Source organism: Yersinia sp. J1 (assembly GCF_050586585.1).
Taxonomy (GTDB): Bacteria; Pseudomonadota; Gammaproteobacteria; order Enterobacterales; family Enterobacteriaceae; genus Yersinia; species Yersinia entomophaga.
The window spans coordinates 251,811-270,281 of the sequence record NZ_JBOBDP010000003.1 but is presented as its reverse complement, the minus strand read 5'-3'; the positions used below and the strand labels follow the sequence as shown (position 1 = coordinate 270,281).

Below are 18,471 nucleotides of genomic sequence, written 5' to 3'. Positions count from 1 at the left end.
GAACACGCGTTCAATATGCGATTGTAGCGAAATGTTGAACATCAGTCCAATTCTCTGCATAATTCCCCTACATACCAAACTGTTAATTCATCTCAGAATGAGAGCAAAGGAGCATCCTTGGCATATTTGAATCGCGAAGAGCGGCATAGCAGTATTTTGAATGCTGCCGTGCGGGTGGCCATGGCAGAAGGAATGGCCGCTACCACGGTGCGCCGCGTAGCAAATGAAGCCGAGGTGGCGGTAGGTCAGGTTCACCACCATTTTGCGTCTGTCTCTCAACTGCGAGCCGATGCTTTCCTGCTGCTGGTTCAGCAATCACTCGCCACCTTTGCTATAGCCTGCCAAAATCATCCGGCGGTTGAGCGCTTGCTGCTGGTGCTGGGTTATCCGCAAGATGACGCGGGAAAAAGAGAAACCCGGCTGTGGAATGAGGTGAGTCTGCTGGCCGAGCGCGACGATGCCATCCGGCTCGCCTATACCCAATCGATGTCCAATTGGCATCAAGCCACGGTAGCCGTCATTAATAGCGGCCGAGAGAGCGGTGAGTTTCGTTCGGGTGATGACAGCGGCAATATTGCCTGGCGATTAATAGGTCTGGTGTGCGGTTTGGATGGAATGACACAATTTCCGGAGCTTCATTTCTCCGAGGATGAAATCCTGCGTCACCTGAATGCCATGATGAAAAGCGAGCTGCTTAGCGTTTCTGCCTAATCCGGGGGTAACAGGCGATAAAAAGATTGATAAAAGGGGCCTGCAAAGTCGCCCCTTTCCTGCCAATAAACCTTCGTTGCTTAGCTGATAATGGCTTTTACCGAAAGTTGTTCCAGTAATTGCTCAACTAACTGCGCCAAAGGCCGATCTCCTTTCAGATGAATATCAGGTGCCATTGGAGATTCATAAACTGAATCTATTCCGGTAAAGTTTTTCAGCTCACCGGCGCGAGCCTTTTTGTATAACCCTTTTGGATCGCGAGCCTCACAAATGGCAAGAGGCGTATCGACAAAAACCTCGATGAACTGGCCGTTGTCTAACATTTCCTGCACCATTTGCCGTTCTGCGCGATGAGGCGAAATAAAGGCGGACAAGACCACCAGCCCAGCGTCAACCATCAGCTTTGCCACTTCACCAACACGCCGAATGTTTTCCCGTCGATCGGTATCGGAAAAACCTAAATCCCGACATAACCCATGACGAACATTATCGCCGTCCAATAAATAGGTGCGGATCCCACGCCGGAACAACTCCTGTTCCAGCGCACCAGCCAACGTCGATTTACCCGAACCGGATAAACCGGTAAACCACAGCACCGCGCCTCGGTGACCATTTTTCCTTTCGCGATCCTGCCGGGTTACCGCATGGGAATGCCAGACGACATTCTCATCCGCTGGCACATCCGCAGGCAAAGTGTGCTGGTTATCAGAATGCAAAGAATGAGCAGGCAAACTACTTTCCTCCCAATAGATCGCGCGCACCCCAGTGAGGGTAGTGGCGACGTACCAGAGCATTTAATTCCAGCTCAAAAGCGCTAAACTGACTGGTTTCCTGATAAACCGACTCCAGCGTTTCCCGAATCAGCCCTGCGCCAACCGTGACGTTACTCAACCGATCGATAAATATCATTCCCCCGGTATCGCGGTTGCGCTGATAGCTATCCAACACCAACGGTTCGTCAAAGGCCAGTTCAACCAGCCCTATCCCGTTTAGAGGCAGACTTTCTACCACTCGCTGAGTCAGGCTGTTAATTTCCACCTGATACTGAATATTCTCCACCCGAGCACGCGTTTTTTTGCCCGCCACTTTGATGTCGTAACTTTGCCCGACCACCAGAGGCTGCTCCGCCATCCAGACCACGTCTACCAGCGCATTCTGCGCCGGTTTTAGCGTTTCATCGGCATCCACCAGTAAATCGCCACGGCTAATATCCACTTCGTCAGCCAAAACCAGTGTGATAGCTTCGCCGGGAATGCCCTGCTGCAAATCGCCATCGAAAGTCACAATTCTGGCTACTGTGGATTCAACTCCAGAAGGCAACACTTTGATTTTCTGACCCACGCGCACCACACCGGCGGACAAGGTGCCGGAATAACCGCGAAAATCCAGATTAGGGCGATTCACATACTGCACCGGAAAACGCAGAGGCTGCTGGCGACTGGCGTTCACCACATCCACGGTTTCTAATACGTCCAGCAGCGTGGGGCCGGTGTACCAGGCCATTTTCTCACTTGGCGTCGCTACGTTATCGCCGTCCAATGCTGACAGCGGAACAAATTTGATATTCAGATCCGTCGGCAATTGTTCGGCAAAACTCAGGTAATCGTTTTTGAATTGCTCGAAAACCGACTGCTGATAATCCACCAAATCCATTTTATTCACCGCCACCACCAAATGACGGATCCCCAACAGAGTGGCGATAAAACTGTGACGACGAGTTTGATCCAATACGCCTTTACGCGCATCGATCAGCAAAATCGCCAGATTGCAGGTTGATGCGCCGGTCGCCATATTACGGGTGTACTGCTCATGCCCCGGCGTATCCGCGATAATAAACTTCCGTTTTTCCGTCGAGAAATAGCGGTAAGCCACATCAATAGTAATGCCCTGCTCCCGTTCGGCCTGTAAACCATCAACCAGCAGCGCCAGATCCAGTTTTTCACCCTGCGTACCAATGCGCTTGCTATCGGTATGCAGCGTCGTTAATTGGTCTTCATAAATCTGACGAGTATCGTGTAGCAAACGACCTATCAGGGTACTTTTCCCGTCGTCCACGCTGCCGCAGGTCAGGAAACGCAGTAGAGTTTTATGCTGCTGCGCGTGCAAATAGGCCTCTACGCCGCCTTCATCGGCAATTTGTTGTGCCATCGCCCTATTTTGTAGAATCATGTTGCTCATCGGGCCGCTCCTTAGAAATATCCCTGACGCTTTTTAAGCTCCATGGAGCCGGATTGATCGCGGTCGATCATTCGACCCTGACGTTCGCTGGTAGTTGATATCAACATTTCTTCAATAATCGCCGGCAATGTTTCCGCCTGCGATTCCACCGCACCAGTCAACGGCCAGCAGCCCAACGTGCGGAAGCGCACCATTTTCTGCGCGATCATTTCACCCGGTTGCAGATCGATACGATCGTCATCCACCATCAGCAACATGCCATCCCGCTCGATAACCGGGCGAGGCTTCGCCAGATACAGTGGCACAATGTCGATGTTTTCCAAAAAGATATACTGCCAGATATCCAGTTCAGTCCAGTTGGATAGTGGGAAAACGCGAATGCTTTCACCCTTATTAATCTGGCCGTTATAGTTATGCCACAGCTCAGGGCGCTGGTTTTTAGGGTCCCAGCGATGGAAACGGTCGCGGAACGAATAAATACGCTCTTTAGCTCGGGATTTCTCCTCGTCACGGCGCGCCCCGCCGAAAGCGGCATCAAAGCCATATTGGTTAAGAGCCTGCTTTAACCCTTCGGTTTTCATCATGTCGGTGTGCTTGGCACTGCCGTGAACAAAGGGATTTATCCCCATCGCCACCCCTTCCGGGTTTTTATGCACCAACAACTCGCAGCCAAAATCTTTGGCGGTGCGATCGCGAAATTCATACATCTCGCGGAATTTCCAGCCGGTATCGACATGTAGCAGTGGGAAAGGCAAATTACCGGGGAAGAAGGCTTTGCGCGCCAGATGCAACATCACCGAGGAATCTTTACCGATGGAATAAAGCATCACCGGATTCCCGAATTCGGCGGCCACTTCACGGATGATATGGATGCTCTCCGCCTCCAATTGCCGCAAGTGAGTGAGTCGTTTTTCGTCCATAACAGATCCTTTATGCCAAATTCACGATTGACGACCTAAGCGGCCGTTCAGTCTGCGGTTGTTGCCCAAACCAGGCTATCTGGTGGTGTAAATCCACCACTTCTCCAATCACCAACAATGCTGGCGCCGGAGCCTGATGCGCTAATGTGTCCAGTTGATCCAACGTGCCAATCAATACCTGTTGGTCAGCGCGGGTTCCACGGCCAATAACCGCTACCGGCGTCTGCGCCGACCGACCGTGTGCGATCAATTGCTGACTGATTTCAGCTGCTTTGACCGTTCCCATATAAATAGCCAAAGTCTGACGCCCACGCGCCAGCGTTGACCAATCCAGCCCGTCACCGTCTACCCGACAATGACCGGTAATAAAAGTGACACTTTGGGCGTGATCCCTATGGGTTAACGGAATCCCCGCGTAAGCCGTTGCTCCGGCCGCGGCCGTTACTCCCGGTACAACCTGAAACGGAATACCGGCGGCGGCGACTACCTGAAGTTCTTCGCCCCCGCGGCCAAAAATAAAGGGATCGCCGCCTTTCAAACGCACAACCCGTTTGCCCTGCTGAGCGAGTTCCACCAGCAAGCGATTGGTTTCCTCCTGCGCTACGGAGTGAGCGCCCGCCCGTTTACCCACGCAAATGCGATCCGCATCGCGCCGAACTAAGTCCAGCACTTCGGGGCTGACTAAATGGTCATATAGCACGACATCCGCCTGCTGAATAACCTGCAGACCACGTAAGGTGAGTAAACCCGCATCACCGGGGCCTGCGCCAACCAACGCCACTTCGCCGCTTTCCCTTTGCGGCTCTATCAGGGAGAGCTCCAGCTCACTTTCTGCCAGCGTCGATTGTCCACTGGCCATCAGGCTGGCAAACCGACCGGTAAAAGCCTTTTCCCAAAAACGACGACGTGCGCTCATCGACGTGAGCCGCTGTTTAACTCTCGCACGCCAGCGACCCGCCACGGCAGCCATGTCACCCAGACTCGCGGGCAGCAGGGCTTCCAGCTGTTCGCGTAGTATTCGTGCCAGAACCGGCGCCTGACCGCTGGATGAAATAGCCACCACCAACGGAGAACGATCGACAATAGAAGGAAAAATAAACGAACAACGCGGCTGATCGTCCACCACATTAGCCAGAATCCGCCGCTGATCCGCAGCAGCGAATACCGCCGCATTCAAAGCGTTGTCATTAGTGGCGGCAATCACCAGAAAAACCTCGTCCAGCTGTTCTGGCGCAAAAATATCTGCCACCCAGCAAATTTTTCCCGCGTCATGCTGTTGCTGAAGTTCGGAAGAAAGCGCCTGCGCCACTACCCGGATCTGAGCGCCCGCGCGATGAAGCAAATCTATTTTTCGCGCAGCGATTTCGCCGCCGCCAACGACCAGAACCGGGCGTTGTTTCAAGTCGGCAAATATTGGTAGATAGTCCACAGCGGCCTTCGATTACATGATAAAGCGTAAGGTGACTATAGGGGCGGGGTATGACCTTATGAAATGACGAAAAGTAATTACAAGTTCCGTAATGATATAAAGCCGATGCAATCGGCCTTGCAGAGGCAAGCTCACTTATAGCGTCGAATGACATTCCTGATTTAGACATAAAAAATTCTGATAATTAGGAACCATACAAATTGTCTAATCGCGCGGACAGTCTCATACTAAGCCCCGCATAGCGCAGCGTTATCCATGCCAAACTGCGCGATTACGACTCTATAAAAGGATATTTAGGTATGTTTTCCCGCCTTCACCTGAAACTGGCGATTGTTACGCTTTGTTTTAGCACTGTATTCCCACTGAATGCGGCGGCCGCAGCGGCTAAAAGTGAGCCGTTAGGGAAAATAGCCGAGCAACAAACTCGCCATATTGCCACCTACTTCCCTGGACGTATGGCCGGTAGCCCTGCCGAATTGCTCGCCGCCGATTATCTTAACCAGCAATTTGAAACCATGGGTTACCAGACCAATTTGCGGGTTTTCAATACCCGCTATCTTTACACCAGTAAAAACGGCAAGCAGAGTTGGCGCAACCTCAGTGCCACTTCGGTCATTGCCGCCCACGGTGGTCGCGAGCCGCAGCAAGTGGTGATCATGGCCCACTTTGATACTTACACGCCTCATAGCGATCAGGATTTGGATAAAAACCTAGGCGGCCTGACGCTGCAAGGCGTGGATGACAATGCCTCTGGCGTCGGTGTGATGCTTGAACTGGCGGAGCGGTTGAAAGACATTCCGACCCGTTATAGCTTGCGTTTTGTCGCTTTAAGCGCTGAAGAAGTCGGCGCTCAGGGTGCAGCAAACTATCTGAAACGCATGAGCGCAGAGGAAAAAGAAAACACCTTGCTGGTCATCACCTTAGACAGTTTGATTACCGGCGATCGCTTGTATTTCAACCCCGGCCAGCATGATGCTAAAGGCTTCGCAGCGAAAAGCCGCGATCGCGCCCTGACGTTAGCGCGCAATGCCGGAATCCCAGCGGCGAGTCGCCCGGAAAACACGCCAGAGCCTCACTGTCGCGCCGATCAGAATGCCTTTGATAAATCGGGCATTTCAGTGCTTTCCGTCGAAGCCACCAACTATCAGTTAGGCAAAAAAGACGGTTGCCAACAACGTGCTATCAGCCCCCATTTTCCATTGGGGGAAACCCGCCACCAGAGTCAGTGGGATAATCTGAATTATCTCGATCATCACTTGCCCGGCAGGATTGCCAAACGTTCGCGGGATAGCGTCAAAATCCTGCTGCCGCTGGTAAAAGAGCTAGCCGGAGCAAATAAATAATCATTTTAGTGGGAAGTCATTCGCAATCTGATTAAAAAGTCCGATAAGTACCAACGGGGTGCTCATTATGAGCGCCCTTTTTGTATTCCCCGCGTATAAATTCGTTCTGGGTATACCATCTAAGGAAAGGCTGTTTAGGGGTATGACAACCGCCAACGCGGAAAAAACCTTTGCAATTCAAGTTGAAGCCTTGATGGATGATGGCTTTCCCTTACCTACACCCCCCAAAAATCCGCAGCGCTATATTAAAGATTCGCGTTTAACCTAGAGCGGCGACGTATTAGGTTTCATCGAAATCGAGCCGACACAATACGAAAGCAAAGCGGTATAGTTCAATTTGACCATGCCGCAAAATTTGCTGACGACAATCGATAAATTTATTAAATCAGCCATAACTATAAAAATCGCAGCCACTTTCTGGCAGCGTTAGCCAGAGAGAAAATCAGCGGTTAATTAGATAAGCAGAGTGAATAATCGTCTGGAACGAACGTCGACGAAAATGTTAATGAAAAAATGACGTTATATTTAAATAAGCTACGCTGCTAACCATTGCATTTAACTGGTTAGCCACCAAGACATTGGGAGCACCAAGGCTCCCAATGCGATTGCAGAGGAAAAAGCTGGTTCTAGCTTTCGTGAAGCCCGCATTCCCGTTTCAAACCGAAAAAGCGCGTTTCTTCTTCACTCATGCCGGGTTCCCATTTACGGGTTGTATGAGTATCTCCAACGGATAAATAGCCCTGTTCCCATAACGGGTGGTAATTCAGGCCATGCTCGGTCAGATATTGATAAATACGGCGATTATCCCAGTCGATAATCGGCAGTAGCTTGAATACTCCACGCTGTAAGGCCAATACCGGTAATTTGGCCCGACTGCCTGACTGCTCGCGCCGTAGGCCTGCAAACCAGGTTTGCGCTCCCAGCGTTTCCAACGCGCGATTCATCGGCTCCACTTTATTCAACTCATTGTAACGCTCAATACCTTCTACGCCCTGCTCCCACAGTTTGCCATAGCGCGCTTCCTGCCACGCTGGGCTGTGTTCAGCACGAAATACCTGCAGATTGAGCTGCAGTTTCTCGGCTAATTCGTCAATAAACCGATAGGTTTCGGGAAACAGGTAGCCTGTGTCCGTCAGAATAACCGGAATATCTGGCCGCTGGCGCGTCACCAAATGCAGGCATACCGCCGCTTGAATACCAAAACTGGATGACAAAACGTATTCACCCGGTAAATTCTCCAATGCCCAACTCACGCGGTCCTGTGCGGAAAGCACTTCCAACTGACCGTTAACCAGCGCGAGTGCCGCTGCCTGCTCGGCCTTGGGTAAGGCATTTAATTCATTGAGATTAAACTGGCTCACACCGCCCCCTGCCATTCGTAAAAGTCACGGGCTGAATCAATAACCGGCTTTATTACACCAGCGCGAATAATAAAATCCCCGAAGCCTTCGTTGGTATCACGCTCTTTGGCCCAACGGCCAACTAATTCATCGGTAATTGCCAGAATCTCATCGGCGGTAATGTTTTCACGATACATGCGCGGAATACGCGTACCTTCACGATTGCCGCCCAAATGCAGGTTATAGCGGCCTACCGCTTTACCCACTAATCCGATTTCTGCCAGTAGAGCGCGACCGCAACCATTTGGGCAGCCGGTGACGCGCATCACGATATATTCATCAGATAAATGATGTTTGTGCAGAATGCCTTCAATTTTCGTGACAAACTCCGGCATGAAACGTTCTGCTTCCGCCATCGCCAACGGACAGGTAGGGAATGAAACGCAGGCCATCGAGTTTTCTCGTTGGCGGCTAACGTTGCTATCCATCAGCCCATGCTGACGTGCCAGCGCCTCAATGCGATCTTTTTCTTTCTCCGGTACGCCCGCTACAATCAGGTTTTGATTAGCGGTTAAGCGAAAATCTCCCTGATGAATTTTAGCGATCTCAGCCACGCCGGTTTTCAGGCTACGATCTGGATAATCCAGCAGGCGACCATTCTCAATAAACAGCGTCAAATGCCACTTTTTATCAATGCCTTTCACCCAGCCGATGCGATCGCCCCGACCCGTAAATTCATAGGGTTTGGTCGGTGCAAAGCTAATTCCAGCGCGTTTTTCCACTTCTGCCTTAAACACATCCACGCCGACGCGCTCTAGCGTATATTTGGTTTTCGCATTTTTACGATCGGTACGATTCCCCCAATCCCGCTGGGTGGTTACCACGGCTTCAGCTACCGCCAGCGTGTGCGCCAACGGGATAAAACCAAAATCGCTGGCTTTACGTGGGTAAGTATTTTTATCACCGTGCGCAATGGACAGTCCGCCACCAACCAACACGTTAAAACCGATTAATTTACCTTTATCCGCCACCGCAACGAAGTTCAAATCGTTAGCATGCAAATCAACATCATTTTGCGGAGGAATAACTACCGTGGTTTTAAATTTTCTCGGCAAATAAGTTGCACCCAGAATCGGCTCTTCATCGGTGGTTGCCACTTTCTCCGCATCCAGCCAAATCTCGGCGTAGGCTCGAGTACGTGGCAATAAATGCTCGGAAATCCTTTTCGCCCACTCGTAGGCCTCCTGATGCAGTTCAGACTCTACCGGATTAGAGGTACAGAGTACGTTGCGGTTTACATCGTTGGCCGTCGCCAATGCATCTAAACCTAACTGATTCAATAGCTGATGAGCCGGTTTAACGTTTCCTTTCAGAATACCGTGAAACTGAAAAGTCTGACGGTTGGTAATACGAATGCTGCCGTACAGCGTGTTGTCCGTCGCGAATTTATCAATGCCCAGCCATTGCTGTGGCGTGATAATCCCCCCCGGCAGGCGGCAACGTAGCATCATGGCATGGCGAGGTTCCAATTTTTGCTCCGCTCGCTCAGCGCGAATATCACGATCATCCTGCTGATACATTCCATGAAAACGAATTAACAGGAAGTTATCGCCGGAAAAACCACCGGTCAGACCGTTATGTAAATCCTCGGCAATAGTGCCACGCAGGTAATTGCTCTGGGATTTCATCCGCTCGCCGTCAGACAATTGACCAGTCACAACCAATGGTCCAGGGTGTTTATCATTCATCAGTACACATCTCGCTGATAACGGCGCGCAAAGCGCAGCTCACTTAAAAATTCGTCAGCTTGCTCGGCATCCATCGCACCGTGCTCAGCCACCACGTCCAGTAAAGTTTTCTCGACGTCTTTAGCCATGCGATTGGCATCGCCGCAGACGTAAATATGAGCACCTTGTTGTATCCAGCACCACAGTTCTGCACCTTTTTCGCGCAGTTTGTCTTGTACGTATATTTTTTCCGATTGATCCCGCGACCAGGCCAGATCGATATGGGTAAGCAAACCTTCTTTGACATAACGCTGCCACTCGACCTGATAGAGAAAATCATCGGTAAAGTGTGGATTGCCAAAGAACAACCAGTTTTTCCCACTGGCACCTTCGGCATCGCGCTGTTGCATAAATGCGCGGAAAGGCGCGATACCGGTGCCCGGCCCAATCATAATGACTGGCGTTTCTGGGTTAGCGGGCAAACGGAAATTATCGTTATGTTCGATAAAGACCCGAATATCGCCATCGATTTCCAAGCGATCGGCCAGGAAGCCAGACGCACCGCCGCTGCGTGGACGACCATCGATGTCATAGCGCACGACTCCAACGGTGATATGCACTTCGGTTTCATTTTCCACCTGAGATGAAGCTATGGAATACAAACGTGGGGTGAGTGGACGTAACAAAGCAATCAGCTGATCGGCGTTCAGATCCGCCGGTGCCTGACGCACCATATCGACGATCGGCGTGCTATGAGCGTAATGCTGTAACTTGCTTTTATCCGCCAACAGAGCAATCAGTTTCTCATCGCGAGAAAGCGCGGCATATTTATCAACAATCACCGTGGTATTTTGCGTCAGTTCAAAGTGCAAGCGCAGCGCCTGCGCCAGTGGCAAAGTTTGCCCCTCCACCGTGACCGGCTCATCGCCTTTTAGCCACAGTAACTCGACTAGCTCGTCCACCAACGCCGGATCGTTTTCATACCACACGCCCAGTGCGTCCCCCGGCTGGTAGCGCAAACCGGATTCACCTAAATCTATTTCTATATGGCGTACGTCTTTTTCCGAATCTCGCCCGGTGATTTTCTGGTTCATCGCCAACTGTGCGGTAAGTGGCGTAGTTTTGCTGTACGGGCTGCTGGTCATTTCATCCACAGCACCGCTTAGCGTCTGCGCCGCTGCGCTGGCAGATTGTGCCGGAGCGCGAGCTTGTAAAACAGTCACCACCTGCTGCCGCCACTGTTCAGCCTGCGCCTGATATTCCACATCGGCATCCACACGTTCCAACAAACGTTCTGCGCCTAATTCGGCCAGACGCGTATCAAAATCCTTACCCGCCTTGCAGAAATACTCGTAAGAGGTATCGCCCAATCCAAAGACCGCAAACGCGGTTTCCGTCAGTTTAGGCGCCTTTTTGGATAGCAGAAATTTGTGCAGCGCTACCGCTTCTTCCGCGGGCTCACCTTCTCCTTGAGTCGAGGCGACAATGACTAACAGGCGCTCCTGAGCAATCTGTTTAAACTTGTAGTCGCCCGCATTAACCAGATTAACCTTTAGTTTTGCTGCCAACAGATCGTCACGCAACTGTTCGGCCAAACGACGCGCATTACCGGTTTGAGACGCAGAAATCAGAGTAATACACGGCGTTTCCGGCTCTGCAACCCCATGAGCAGGCACGTTCGGCTGTTGATTGACCCTGCCCCAAAAATACCCGGACAGCCACGCCATTTGCGTTGGCGAAAACTCGCCGACCGCCGCCTGTAAGCGGGCCAGTTGCTCCGGCGAAAGCGGGAGTAATGAAGTTGGAGGAGCCTGAGTCGTCATCGCGGTACGAATTCCCTTGTGCTTTAGCCAGTGTCAGTCCGATATCTTGTCGGCAAATAAATCTTTAGGTTTGTAAGGTTAACCATCCGGATAATAACAATTAAAGAAGTGATAGAAATAATTAATAACTAAAACAACTAAGCGGTTTTTTCGCTATGACATACGAGTCAAAGTGTTCAACTTATTAGGAAAAATTTCTGTGATCCGAAAATCCAATAATCGACCAAGCGGAAGGTTTTAAATCAAAAGCATAGGCTGCTAAATTATAGTTATTATAGTAAATCGGATGGCGCACCAAGACCGGCAAACGTAGCTTGCGCGCCCAGTTTCCGGTACTATGCGGCGGTTTTTGAGTCAATAAGGCCAGGATGATGAGCACCACATTATTTAAAGATTTTCAGTTTGAAGCCGCACACCGGTTACCTAACGTGGCAGAAGGCCACAAATGTGGTCGTTTGCACGGCCATTCATTTATGGTTCGCCTGGAAGTGACCGGGGAAGTTGATGCTCATAGCGGTTGGGTTATGGATTTCGCCGAGCTGAAAGCAGCTTTTCAGCCTATTTGGGAGCGTTTGGATCATCATTATCTAAACGATATCCCCGGTTTGGAGAACCCAACCAGTGAAGTTTTAGCGGCTTGGATTTGGCAGCAGTTGAAACCGCAATTACCGGAGCTGAGCGCAGTCATGGTAAAAGAAACCTGCTCCGCAGGCTGCGTCTACCGCGGTTAATCTGGCTAGGTCAGGGCTGGAGAGCATCCCTCAGCCCTGCGCCTCTCACTATCAGGCAATATTTAAATATTTGTGGGTCTGCATAGATAATCGCCAATTGCGGGCGATACAGGTTTCAATACAAAGTCGCGTGGCCTCTTCTTTCTGACTGATCGGCTGTAGCGCGATAATTCGTTGTTTATTATCGTGCAACGTGGCCAATAATGCCTCCAACGCTTCAATATCTCTCATTCGCCCAACCGGGTGCTTCACTTCATCTGCCCGAGTTAAAGCCTGTTCTAATACTTTTAACCCGCCGCGCATATTCACTTTAGGTGAAACGGTAACCCAGGTTTTTTCCGAGCATTGGACTTCATAAGTGCCACTGGTTTCGATCTGACAGCTAAAGCCTTCCTGCTCCAGCAGAGTGGTTAGCGGCAATAAATCGTAAATACAAGGTTCACCGCCGGTAATTACCACGTGGCGCGCCGTATAGCCTTGTTGGCGAAGAAGGGTTAATAACTGTTGTTCGCTGGCGTTGCCCCAAGCGTCGCTTTCCTCGGTTTTCACCAAAATACGCTGCACATCGACTTCCCGATCGACGTTTTTCTCCCAGGTATGTTTGGTGTCACACCAGCTGCACCCTACCGGGCAGCCTTGTAAACGGACAAATATCGCCGGTACGCCGGTGAAAAAGCCCTCACCTTGCAAAGTCTGGAACATCTCATTAATCAGGTACAGCATCAGTATCTCTATATGAAAGCGGGTAATGGGGGATTATCGCAGATTCTGACGCTGTCACCAAACCGACCGCCTGCTGGCGGCCAGCTTTCTTTGTATCAGGGGGTTACTCAATCACACCGCAGGCCATTCTCGCTCCGCCACCGCCCAACGGCATAGGATGATCGGCATAGTTATCGCCGCCGGCATGAATCATTAGGGCGTGATGTTTAAGTTCCGATAAGGATTTTAGGCGTGGAGCCAAGACTTGATAGTTGGCTGAACCATCGGCGTTAACGACCAATCCAGGCAAATCCCCCAAATGTCCTTTATCACTATAAGGCCCCAGATGCGCTGAAGTTTTTTTCGGATCGAAATGCCCGCCCGCCGCTAACGCGGGTACCATTTTTCCGTCCTTTTCTGCGGACGCGCAACTGGCATTTTCATGCAGGTGGAAACCATGAATGCCCGGTGTCAATCCAGCTAACTGAGGGCTAAATAGCAGTCCATAGGGCGTTTCCGTTACGACTATCTTGCCAAGCGCCCGGCCATTTCCCTGCGGTAATGATTCATTCATAGTCACGGTCAAATCCGCTGCCAAAGCTGCGCCAGAGCAAAATATAAGGGGTAACAAGAAGGTGCTTAGCTTCATATCTTTCTTTTCCTTAATATTGATTGATAGTGATTAAATACTTATTGATTCTGATTAGCCAAACTCTTAAGCAACGCCATTTACTGGCAGGCAAGAGTTCATAGAAAATATCACCATGAGAGATAAACGGAATCAATATGCTAGAACCCAACGACTTTTTGTTATAAAAACTCTTTGTTGTAAAATCCTTTATTATAGAATTCATCGCTATATCAGCTCATCATTATAAAAACCCACCCTCATGAGAGCCCGAATTTATCATTGATAACTTTGCCTTCACAGAGCATATATCTCAAGGTTTCGCGCTTTGGCGCGAGTATTTATCCTAATATTTATATTAAGCCACGCACCATTGCCCAATAAAGACCGCGGTTAAAGCCGCTGCGTAGCAAACGCCTACCTTTGTCGGTAGCCTGGGCAAGAGATCATTCCGATAGCCATAACAAAGCGGCATTCCGGCATTCAGCCCCATTTGGGCGATAGCCTGTACTTTCCTATCGTAGTCACGCGCGGGATAACCCAATATCATTTCGGAAAAAACATTATCTGCAACTATAGGAGCCTGGTTATGGCAGGCACCACCCGCTTTACGGATAGGGAGAAACGGTACCACCGATAACATAAACGCCCTGCTGCCCATAAACCTGGAGCGTTTGTGGGTCGGTTGGCAACCCGCCTCCTTTGTTATCCCATTCACTCAGCCCCGAATTTCGCACCGCATCAACAGCGCTAATAGGTGGAGTCGCCATCAAAATATCGAAGGGTTGAGCCTCGCCTTCTGCGGAATAGGCAATTTTTTATTCGGATCGACTTTGCTCAGTGTGAAGCCTCTCTGATATTTAATATCTCTGGCAGCAAAGACGTTAGGTAAAATATCTCCGCTAGGACGCTGTAAAAAGAGACAGTTACGCAATAGCTGCGCTACCCTCGGATAGGTATAAATAATTTCTATCGCACTACCCGCTCCCCGCTGTCGTAAATAGTCATCTGGCATTAACGTCATTTCTAGTGGAGCAACTCCGCACGGGTGGTGAACGTTAGATGTCTCTGGGAAAGAGACGATGATAAAAATTCGCCCTTTTCTATTTTGGCTAGCTTTTTAGCTAACAGGCCGGACGCTTCATACGGATAAAAATGATCGCCACTTTCTACCAACCCCTCTATTCATTCAAGTCGAGGTACGCAGCCGGACGCAAAAACTAAAAAATCATAACCGTATTTTTCACCTTTGCGGGTAAAGATAATTTATTTAAATCAAACCCTTCGGACCTATCTATAATAAATACTATTTCTGGTCTCAATAGGATTTTTTGTGGTCTCTCTAATTCCTGTTTAAGAAATAAATTAAATGCTACATACATAAACGCAGGTTTATAATAATGCATGAGAGAATCAGACAGTAAGATAAGTTCGACTTTCTTTGAAACAATATCCCTTTGCAGTTTACCTGCCAACAAAATCGCAAGGATTGTCTCCCCGGTACCACCACCGACGATAACAACTCTATATTTCATGGATACAGAACCTCAAACAGGTAATAATGGCTTTTAGAAAAAGCGTAATCAGCAGTTAAATATTTAGCGATCCGGCTAGTCAAACCAAATAGTAATAATATTATTACTATATTTATACTTCAGTGTAGTATTCAAAGCAGATTATGAACCAGCTTATTTTGTTTTTATATAAAAAAACAACCTTAATTAAGATATAAATTGATATGACTTGTTGAAATGTTAATTTTGAATTGAATAACAGGTTTCAATTCAATTAATCACCGATAGATCTCATTTATTCCCTGTATAACCATATAAATAAAAAATAATAATTTCTATTTCATTAACTTTAGATATAAAAAAACCCGCCGAAGCGGGTTTTTTCTGGTAAGTATCAGGGCAGAAATTACTGACCTTTAACTTCTTTCAGACCGTTGAATACTGCGCGGTCGCCCAGCGCTTCTTCGATACGGATCAGTTGGTTGTATTTAGCAACGCGGTCAGAACGGCTCATAGAACCCGTTTTGATTTGACCGGCAGCGGTACCAACAGCCAGATCTGCGATGGTTGCATCTTCGGTTTCACCAGAACGGTGAGAGATCACCGCGGTGTAGCCTGCGTCTTTCGCCATCTTGATTGCAGCCAGAGTTTCGGTCAGAGAACCGATCTGGTTGAATTTGATCAGGATAGAGTTAGCAACACCTTTTTCGATACCTTCTTTCAGGATCTTGGTGTTGGTTACGAACAGGTCATCACCAACCAGTTGCAGTTTGTCGCCCAGCACTTCGGTCTGGTATTTGAAACCATCCCAGTCAGACTCGTCCAGACCGTCTTCGATAGAAACGATTGGATATTGTTTAGCCAGACCTTCCAGGTAATGAGTGAACTCTTGAGAAGTGAAGGTTTTGCCTTCGCCTTTCAGCTCATACATACCGGTTTCTTTGTTGTAGAACTCAGAAGCTGCACAGTCCATAGCCAGAGTAATGTCTTTACCCAGCACGTAACCCGCTTGTTCTACGGCTTCTTTGATTGCAGCCAGTGCAGCAGCGTTGGATTCCAGGTTTGGCGCGTAGCCACCTTCGTCACCAACAGCAGTGTTCAGACCTTTAGCTTTCAGAACTTTAGCCAGGTTGTGGAACACTTCAGAACCGATACGAACCGCTTCTTTCAGAGTTTTAGCGCCAACAGGCTGAATCATAAACTCTTGAATATCAACGTTGTTGTCTGCGTGCTCGCCGCCGTTGATGATATTCATCATAGGCAGTGGCATAGAGAATTGGCCTGGGGTGCCGTTCAGTTCAGCGATGTGCTCGTACAAAGGCATGCCTTTAGACGCAGCAGCCGCTTTGGCAGCAGCCAGAGAAACAGCCAGAATTGCGTTTGCACCGAATTTAGATTTGTTTTCGGTACCGTCCAGATCGATCATGATTTTATCGATGTTAGCCTGGTCTTTGGCATCTTTACCGATAACAGCCTGAGCAATCGGGCCATTAACAGCGGCAACAGCTTTCAGAACGCCTTTGCCCAGGAAACGGGACTTGTCACCGTCACGCAGTTCCAGTGCTTCACGGGAACCGGTAGAAGCACCTGATGGTGCAGCAGCCAAACCAACGAAACCGCCTTCCAGATGGACTTCAGCTTCTACAGTTGGGTTACCACGGGAGTCGATGATTTCGCGACCGATGACTTTAACGATTTTGGACATTAGATTTTCCTCAGTACAAGTTAAACTAAAACTCCAGACAGATGGGGCGACATTCAAGCCGCCCCACCTACCAAATATTTTATTTCACCTGGCGCTTCTGATACTCACCAGCCGCTTTCACAAAGCCGGCGAACAACGGGTGACCATCACGTGGCGTCGAAGTAAATTCTGGATGGAACTGACAAGCGACAAACCAAGGATGGTTAGGCAACTCGATGATTTCCACCAGCTTGTTATCAGCAGAGCGCCCGGCTACGCGTAGACCGGCAGCTTCAATCTGCTTCAACAACATGTTGTTTACTTCATAGCGATGACGATGGCGTTCAACGATGGTGGGTTCGCCATACATCTGACGTACCAGGCTACCATCGGTAAGGTTGCATTGCTGCCCACCCACACGCATGGTACCGCCCAAATCGCTTTCTTCCGTACGTACTTCAACGTTGCCGTCTTCATCACGCCATTCGGTGATCAATGCAACCACCGGGTACTTACAGTCTGGCACAAATTCCGTGGAGTTGGCGTTCTGCATACCCGCGACATTACGGGCAAACTCCATCAGTGCAACTTGCATACCCAGGCAAATGCCCAGGTAAGGAATATTGTGTTCACGGGCATAACGCGCCGCAGTCACCTTGCCTTCTACACCGCGATAGCCGAAGCCACCTGGGATTAGAATAGCATCCAGCCCTTTCAGCATTTCTTCGCCGCGGGTTTCTACGTCCTGTGAATCGATCAGCTTGATGTTAACGGTCAGACGGTTTTTCAACCCGCCGTGTTTCAAGGCTTCGATCACGGATTTGTAGGCATCCGGCAGCTCAACGTATTTGCCGATCATCCCGATGGTCACTTCGCCACCCGGATTGGACTCTTCATATATTACCTGTTCCCACTCGGCAAGATTTGCTTCAGGACAAGTTAAGCTGAATCGTTTACAAATATAATCGTCAAGGCCCTGTGATTTCAAGAGGCCTGGGATTTTATAAATGGAATCAACGTCTTTAAGAGAGATAACAGCTTTTTCTGGCACGTTACAGAACAGAGCGATTTTCGCCCGTTCGTTAGCAGGAACTGCGCGATCGGAACGACAAATCAGCACATCAGGCTGAATACCGATGGAAAGCAGCTCTTTAACCGAATGTTGTGTTGGCTTAGTTTTCACTTCGCCAGCCGCAGCCAGGTAAGGAACCAGCGTCAGGTGCATATACAAAGTATGCTCGCGGCCAACATCTACCGCCATCTGACGAATCGCTTCCAAGAACGGCAGAGATTCAATATCACCTACGGTGCCACCAATTTCGACCAATACCACGTCGTGGCCTTCGCCGCCTTCGATGATACGTTCTTTGATAGCGTTGGTAATATGAGGAATAACCTGGATAGTTGCACCCAGATAATCGCCACGACGCTCTTTACGCAGCACTTCTGAGTAAATGCGGCCAGTGGTGAAGTTATTGCGGCGGGTCATTTTGGTGCGAATGAAGCGCTCGTAGTGCCCTAAATCCAGATCGGTTTCAGCACCATCTTCGGTGACGAAAACTTCCCCGTGTTGTGTCGGGCTCATGGTGCCCGGATCCACGTTGATATACGGGTCCAGTTTCATGATGGTAACGTTGAGGCCACGGGCTTCAAGAATAGCCGCCAAGGAGGCTGCGGCAATGCCTTTACCCAGAGAGGATACGACCCCGCCGGTCACAAAAATATAATTAGTTGTCATGCT

The 18,471-nt window shown here is 49.6% G+C and carries 14 protein-coding genes and 2 pseudogenes; 4 read left to right on the top strand and 12 right to left on the bottom strand.

All coding sequences use genetic code 11. From position 1 onward, the window contains the following. Window positions 1-117: 117 nt before the first annotated feature. Window positions 118-711 (top strand): TetR family transcriptional regulator, encoded by a 594-nt coding sequence (locus ACQ4OC_RS08220; protein ID WP_064516548.1) that lies wholly within the window; start codon window positions 118-120, stop codon window positions 709-711. An 80-nt stretch (window positions 712-791) separates the two neighbouring features. Here ACQ4OC_RS08220 and cysC read toward each other — a convergent pair whose 3' ends face one another. The 4 genes from cysC to cysG are packed head-to-tail and all read right to left on the bottom strand — an operon-like array spanning window position 792 to window position 5,238. Next, complete coding sequence (gene cysC / locus ACQ4OC_RS08215; RefSeq protein WP_064516546.1) at window positions 792-1,442, bottom strand: adenylyl-sulfate kinase; 651 nt, start codon at window positions 1,440-1,442, stop codon at window positions 792-794. Between the two features lies 1 nt (window position 1,443). Further along, window positions 1,444-2,880, bottom strand: a complete 1,437-nt coding sequence (cysN, locus tag ACQ4OC_RS08210) for a sulfate adenylyltransferase subunit CysN (RefSeq protein WP_430971096.1) — start codon at window positions 2,878-2,880, stop codon at window positions 1,444-1,446. 20 nt (window positions 2,881-2,900) lie between these two features. Next, window positions 2,901-3,809 carry a sulfate adenylyltransferase subunit CysD gene (cysD, locus tag ACQ4OC_RS08205; RefSeq protein WP_064516542.1) on the bottom strand — a complete coding sequence of 303 codons (909 nt, stop codon included), beginning with the start codon at window positions 3,807-3,809 and terminating at the stop codon, window positions 2,901-2,903. Between the two features lie 10 nt (window positions 3,810-3,819). Further along, the gene (gene cysG / locus ACQ4OC_RS08200; RefSeq protein ID WP_064516540.1) at window positions 3,820-5,238 is read right to left on the bottom strand and encodes a siroheme synthase CysG; all 1,419 of its coding nucleotides are present in this window, start codon (window positions 5,236-5,238) and stop codon (window positions 3,820-3,822) included. A 299-nt stretch (window positions 5,239-5,537) separates the two neighbouring features. On the opposite strand from cysG, the gene ACQ4OC_RS08195 reads away from it, so the two are divergent. Together ACQ4OC_RS08195 and ACQ4OC_RS08190 are read left to right on the top strand one after the other, a co-directional pair. Then, complete coding sequence (locus ACQ4OC_RS08195; RefSeq protein WP_430971077.1) at window positions 5,538-6,581, top strand: aminopeptidase; 1,044 nt, start codon at window positions 5,538-5,540, stop codon at window positions 6,579-6,581. 133 nt (window positions 6,582-6,714) lie between these two features. After that, window positions 6,715-7,034, top strand: a pseudogene (locus tag ACQ4OC_RS08190) (type II toxin-antitoxin system HicB family antitoxin); the annotation flags it as partial. Window positions 7,035-7,207: 173 nt separating this feature from the next. Here ACQ4OC_RS08190 and ACQ4OC_RS08185 read toward each other — a convergent pair. From ACQ4OC_RS08185 to cysJ, 3 genes are read right to left on the bottom strand one after another with little or no spacing between them, the layout of a single operon-like run. Beyond that, entirely contained in the window at window positions 7,208-7,942 is a 735-nt protein-coding gene (locus tag ACQ4OC_RS08185) for a phosphoadenylyl-sulfate reductase (RefSeq protein ID WP_064516536.1), read from the bottom strand. Further along, the gene (cysI, locus tag ACQ4OC_RS08180; protein WP_064516534.1) at window positions 7,939-9,669 is read right to left on the bottom strand and encodes an assimilatory sulfite reductase (NADPH) hemoprotein subunit; all 1,731 of its coding nucleotides are present in this window, start codon (window positions 9,667-9,669) and stop codon (window positions 7,939-7,941) included. The genes ACQ4OC_RS08185 and cysI overlap by 4 nt, the downstream gene beginning before the upstream one ends. Next, the gene (cysJ, locus tag ACQ4OC_RS08175) at window positions 9,669-11,471 is read right to left on the bottom strand and encodes an NADPH-dependent assimilatory sulfite reductase flavoprotein subunit (protein ID WP_430971076.1); all 1,803 of its coding nucleotides are present in this window, start codon (window positions 11,469-11,471) and stop codon (window positions 9,669-9,671) included. The genes cysI and cysJ overlap by 1 nt, the downstream gene beginning before the upstream one ends. Before the next feature lie 371 nt (window positions 11,472-11,842). Here cysJ and queD point away from each other — a divergent pair, with 371 nt between their 5' ends. Then, window positions 11,843-12,202, top strand: coding sequence for a 6-carboxytetrahydropterin synthase QueD (gene queD, locus ACQ4OC_RS08170; protein ID WP_049601247.1), 360 nt, complete (start codon window positions 11,843-11,845; stop codon window positions 12,200-12,202). Between the two features lie 51 nt (window positions 12,203-12,253). On the opposite strand, the gene queE is transcribed toward queD, so the two are convergent. The 5 genes and pseudogenes from queE to pyrG all read right to left on the bottom strand — a co-directional run bounded on the left by queE (window position 12,254) and on the right by pyrG (window position 18,468). Then, complete coding sequence (gene queE, locus ACQ4OC_RS08165; protein ID WP_430971075.1) at window positions 12,254-12,925, bottom strand: 7-carboxy-7-deazaguanine synthase QueE; 672 nt, start codon at window positions 12,923-12,925, stop codon at window positions 12,254-12,256. 103 nt (window positions 12,926-13,028) lie between these two features. After that, window positions 13,029-13,553, bottom strand: coding sequence for a superoxide dismutase family protein (gene sodC, locus ACQ4OC_RS08160; protein WP_064516526.1), 525 nt, complete (start codon window positions 13,551-13,553; stop codon window positions 13,029-13,031). Window positions 13,554-13,885: 332 nt separating this feature from the next. Further along, window positions 13,886-15,067, bottom strand: a pseudogene (locus tag ACQ4OC_RS08155) (NAD(P)/FAD-dependent oxidoreductase). A 385-nt stretch (window positions 15,068-15,452) separates the two neighbouring features. Beyond that, entirely contained in the window at window positions 15,453-16,751 is a 1,299-nt protein-coding gene (gene eno, locus ACQ4OC_RS08150) for a phosphopyruvate hydratase (protein ID WP_064516524.1), read from the bottom strand. Between the two features lie 79 nt (window positions 16,752-16,830). Then, complete coding sequence (pyrG, locus tag ACQ4OC_RS08145; protein WP_064516522.1) at window positions 16,831-18,468, bottom strand: glutamine hydrolyzing CTP synthase; 1,638 nt, start codon at window positions 18,466-18,468, stop codon at window positions 16,831-16,833. Window positions 18,469-18,471 lie beyond the last annotated feature (3 nt).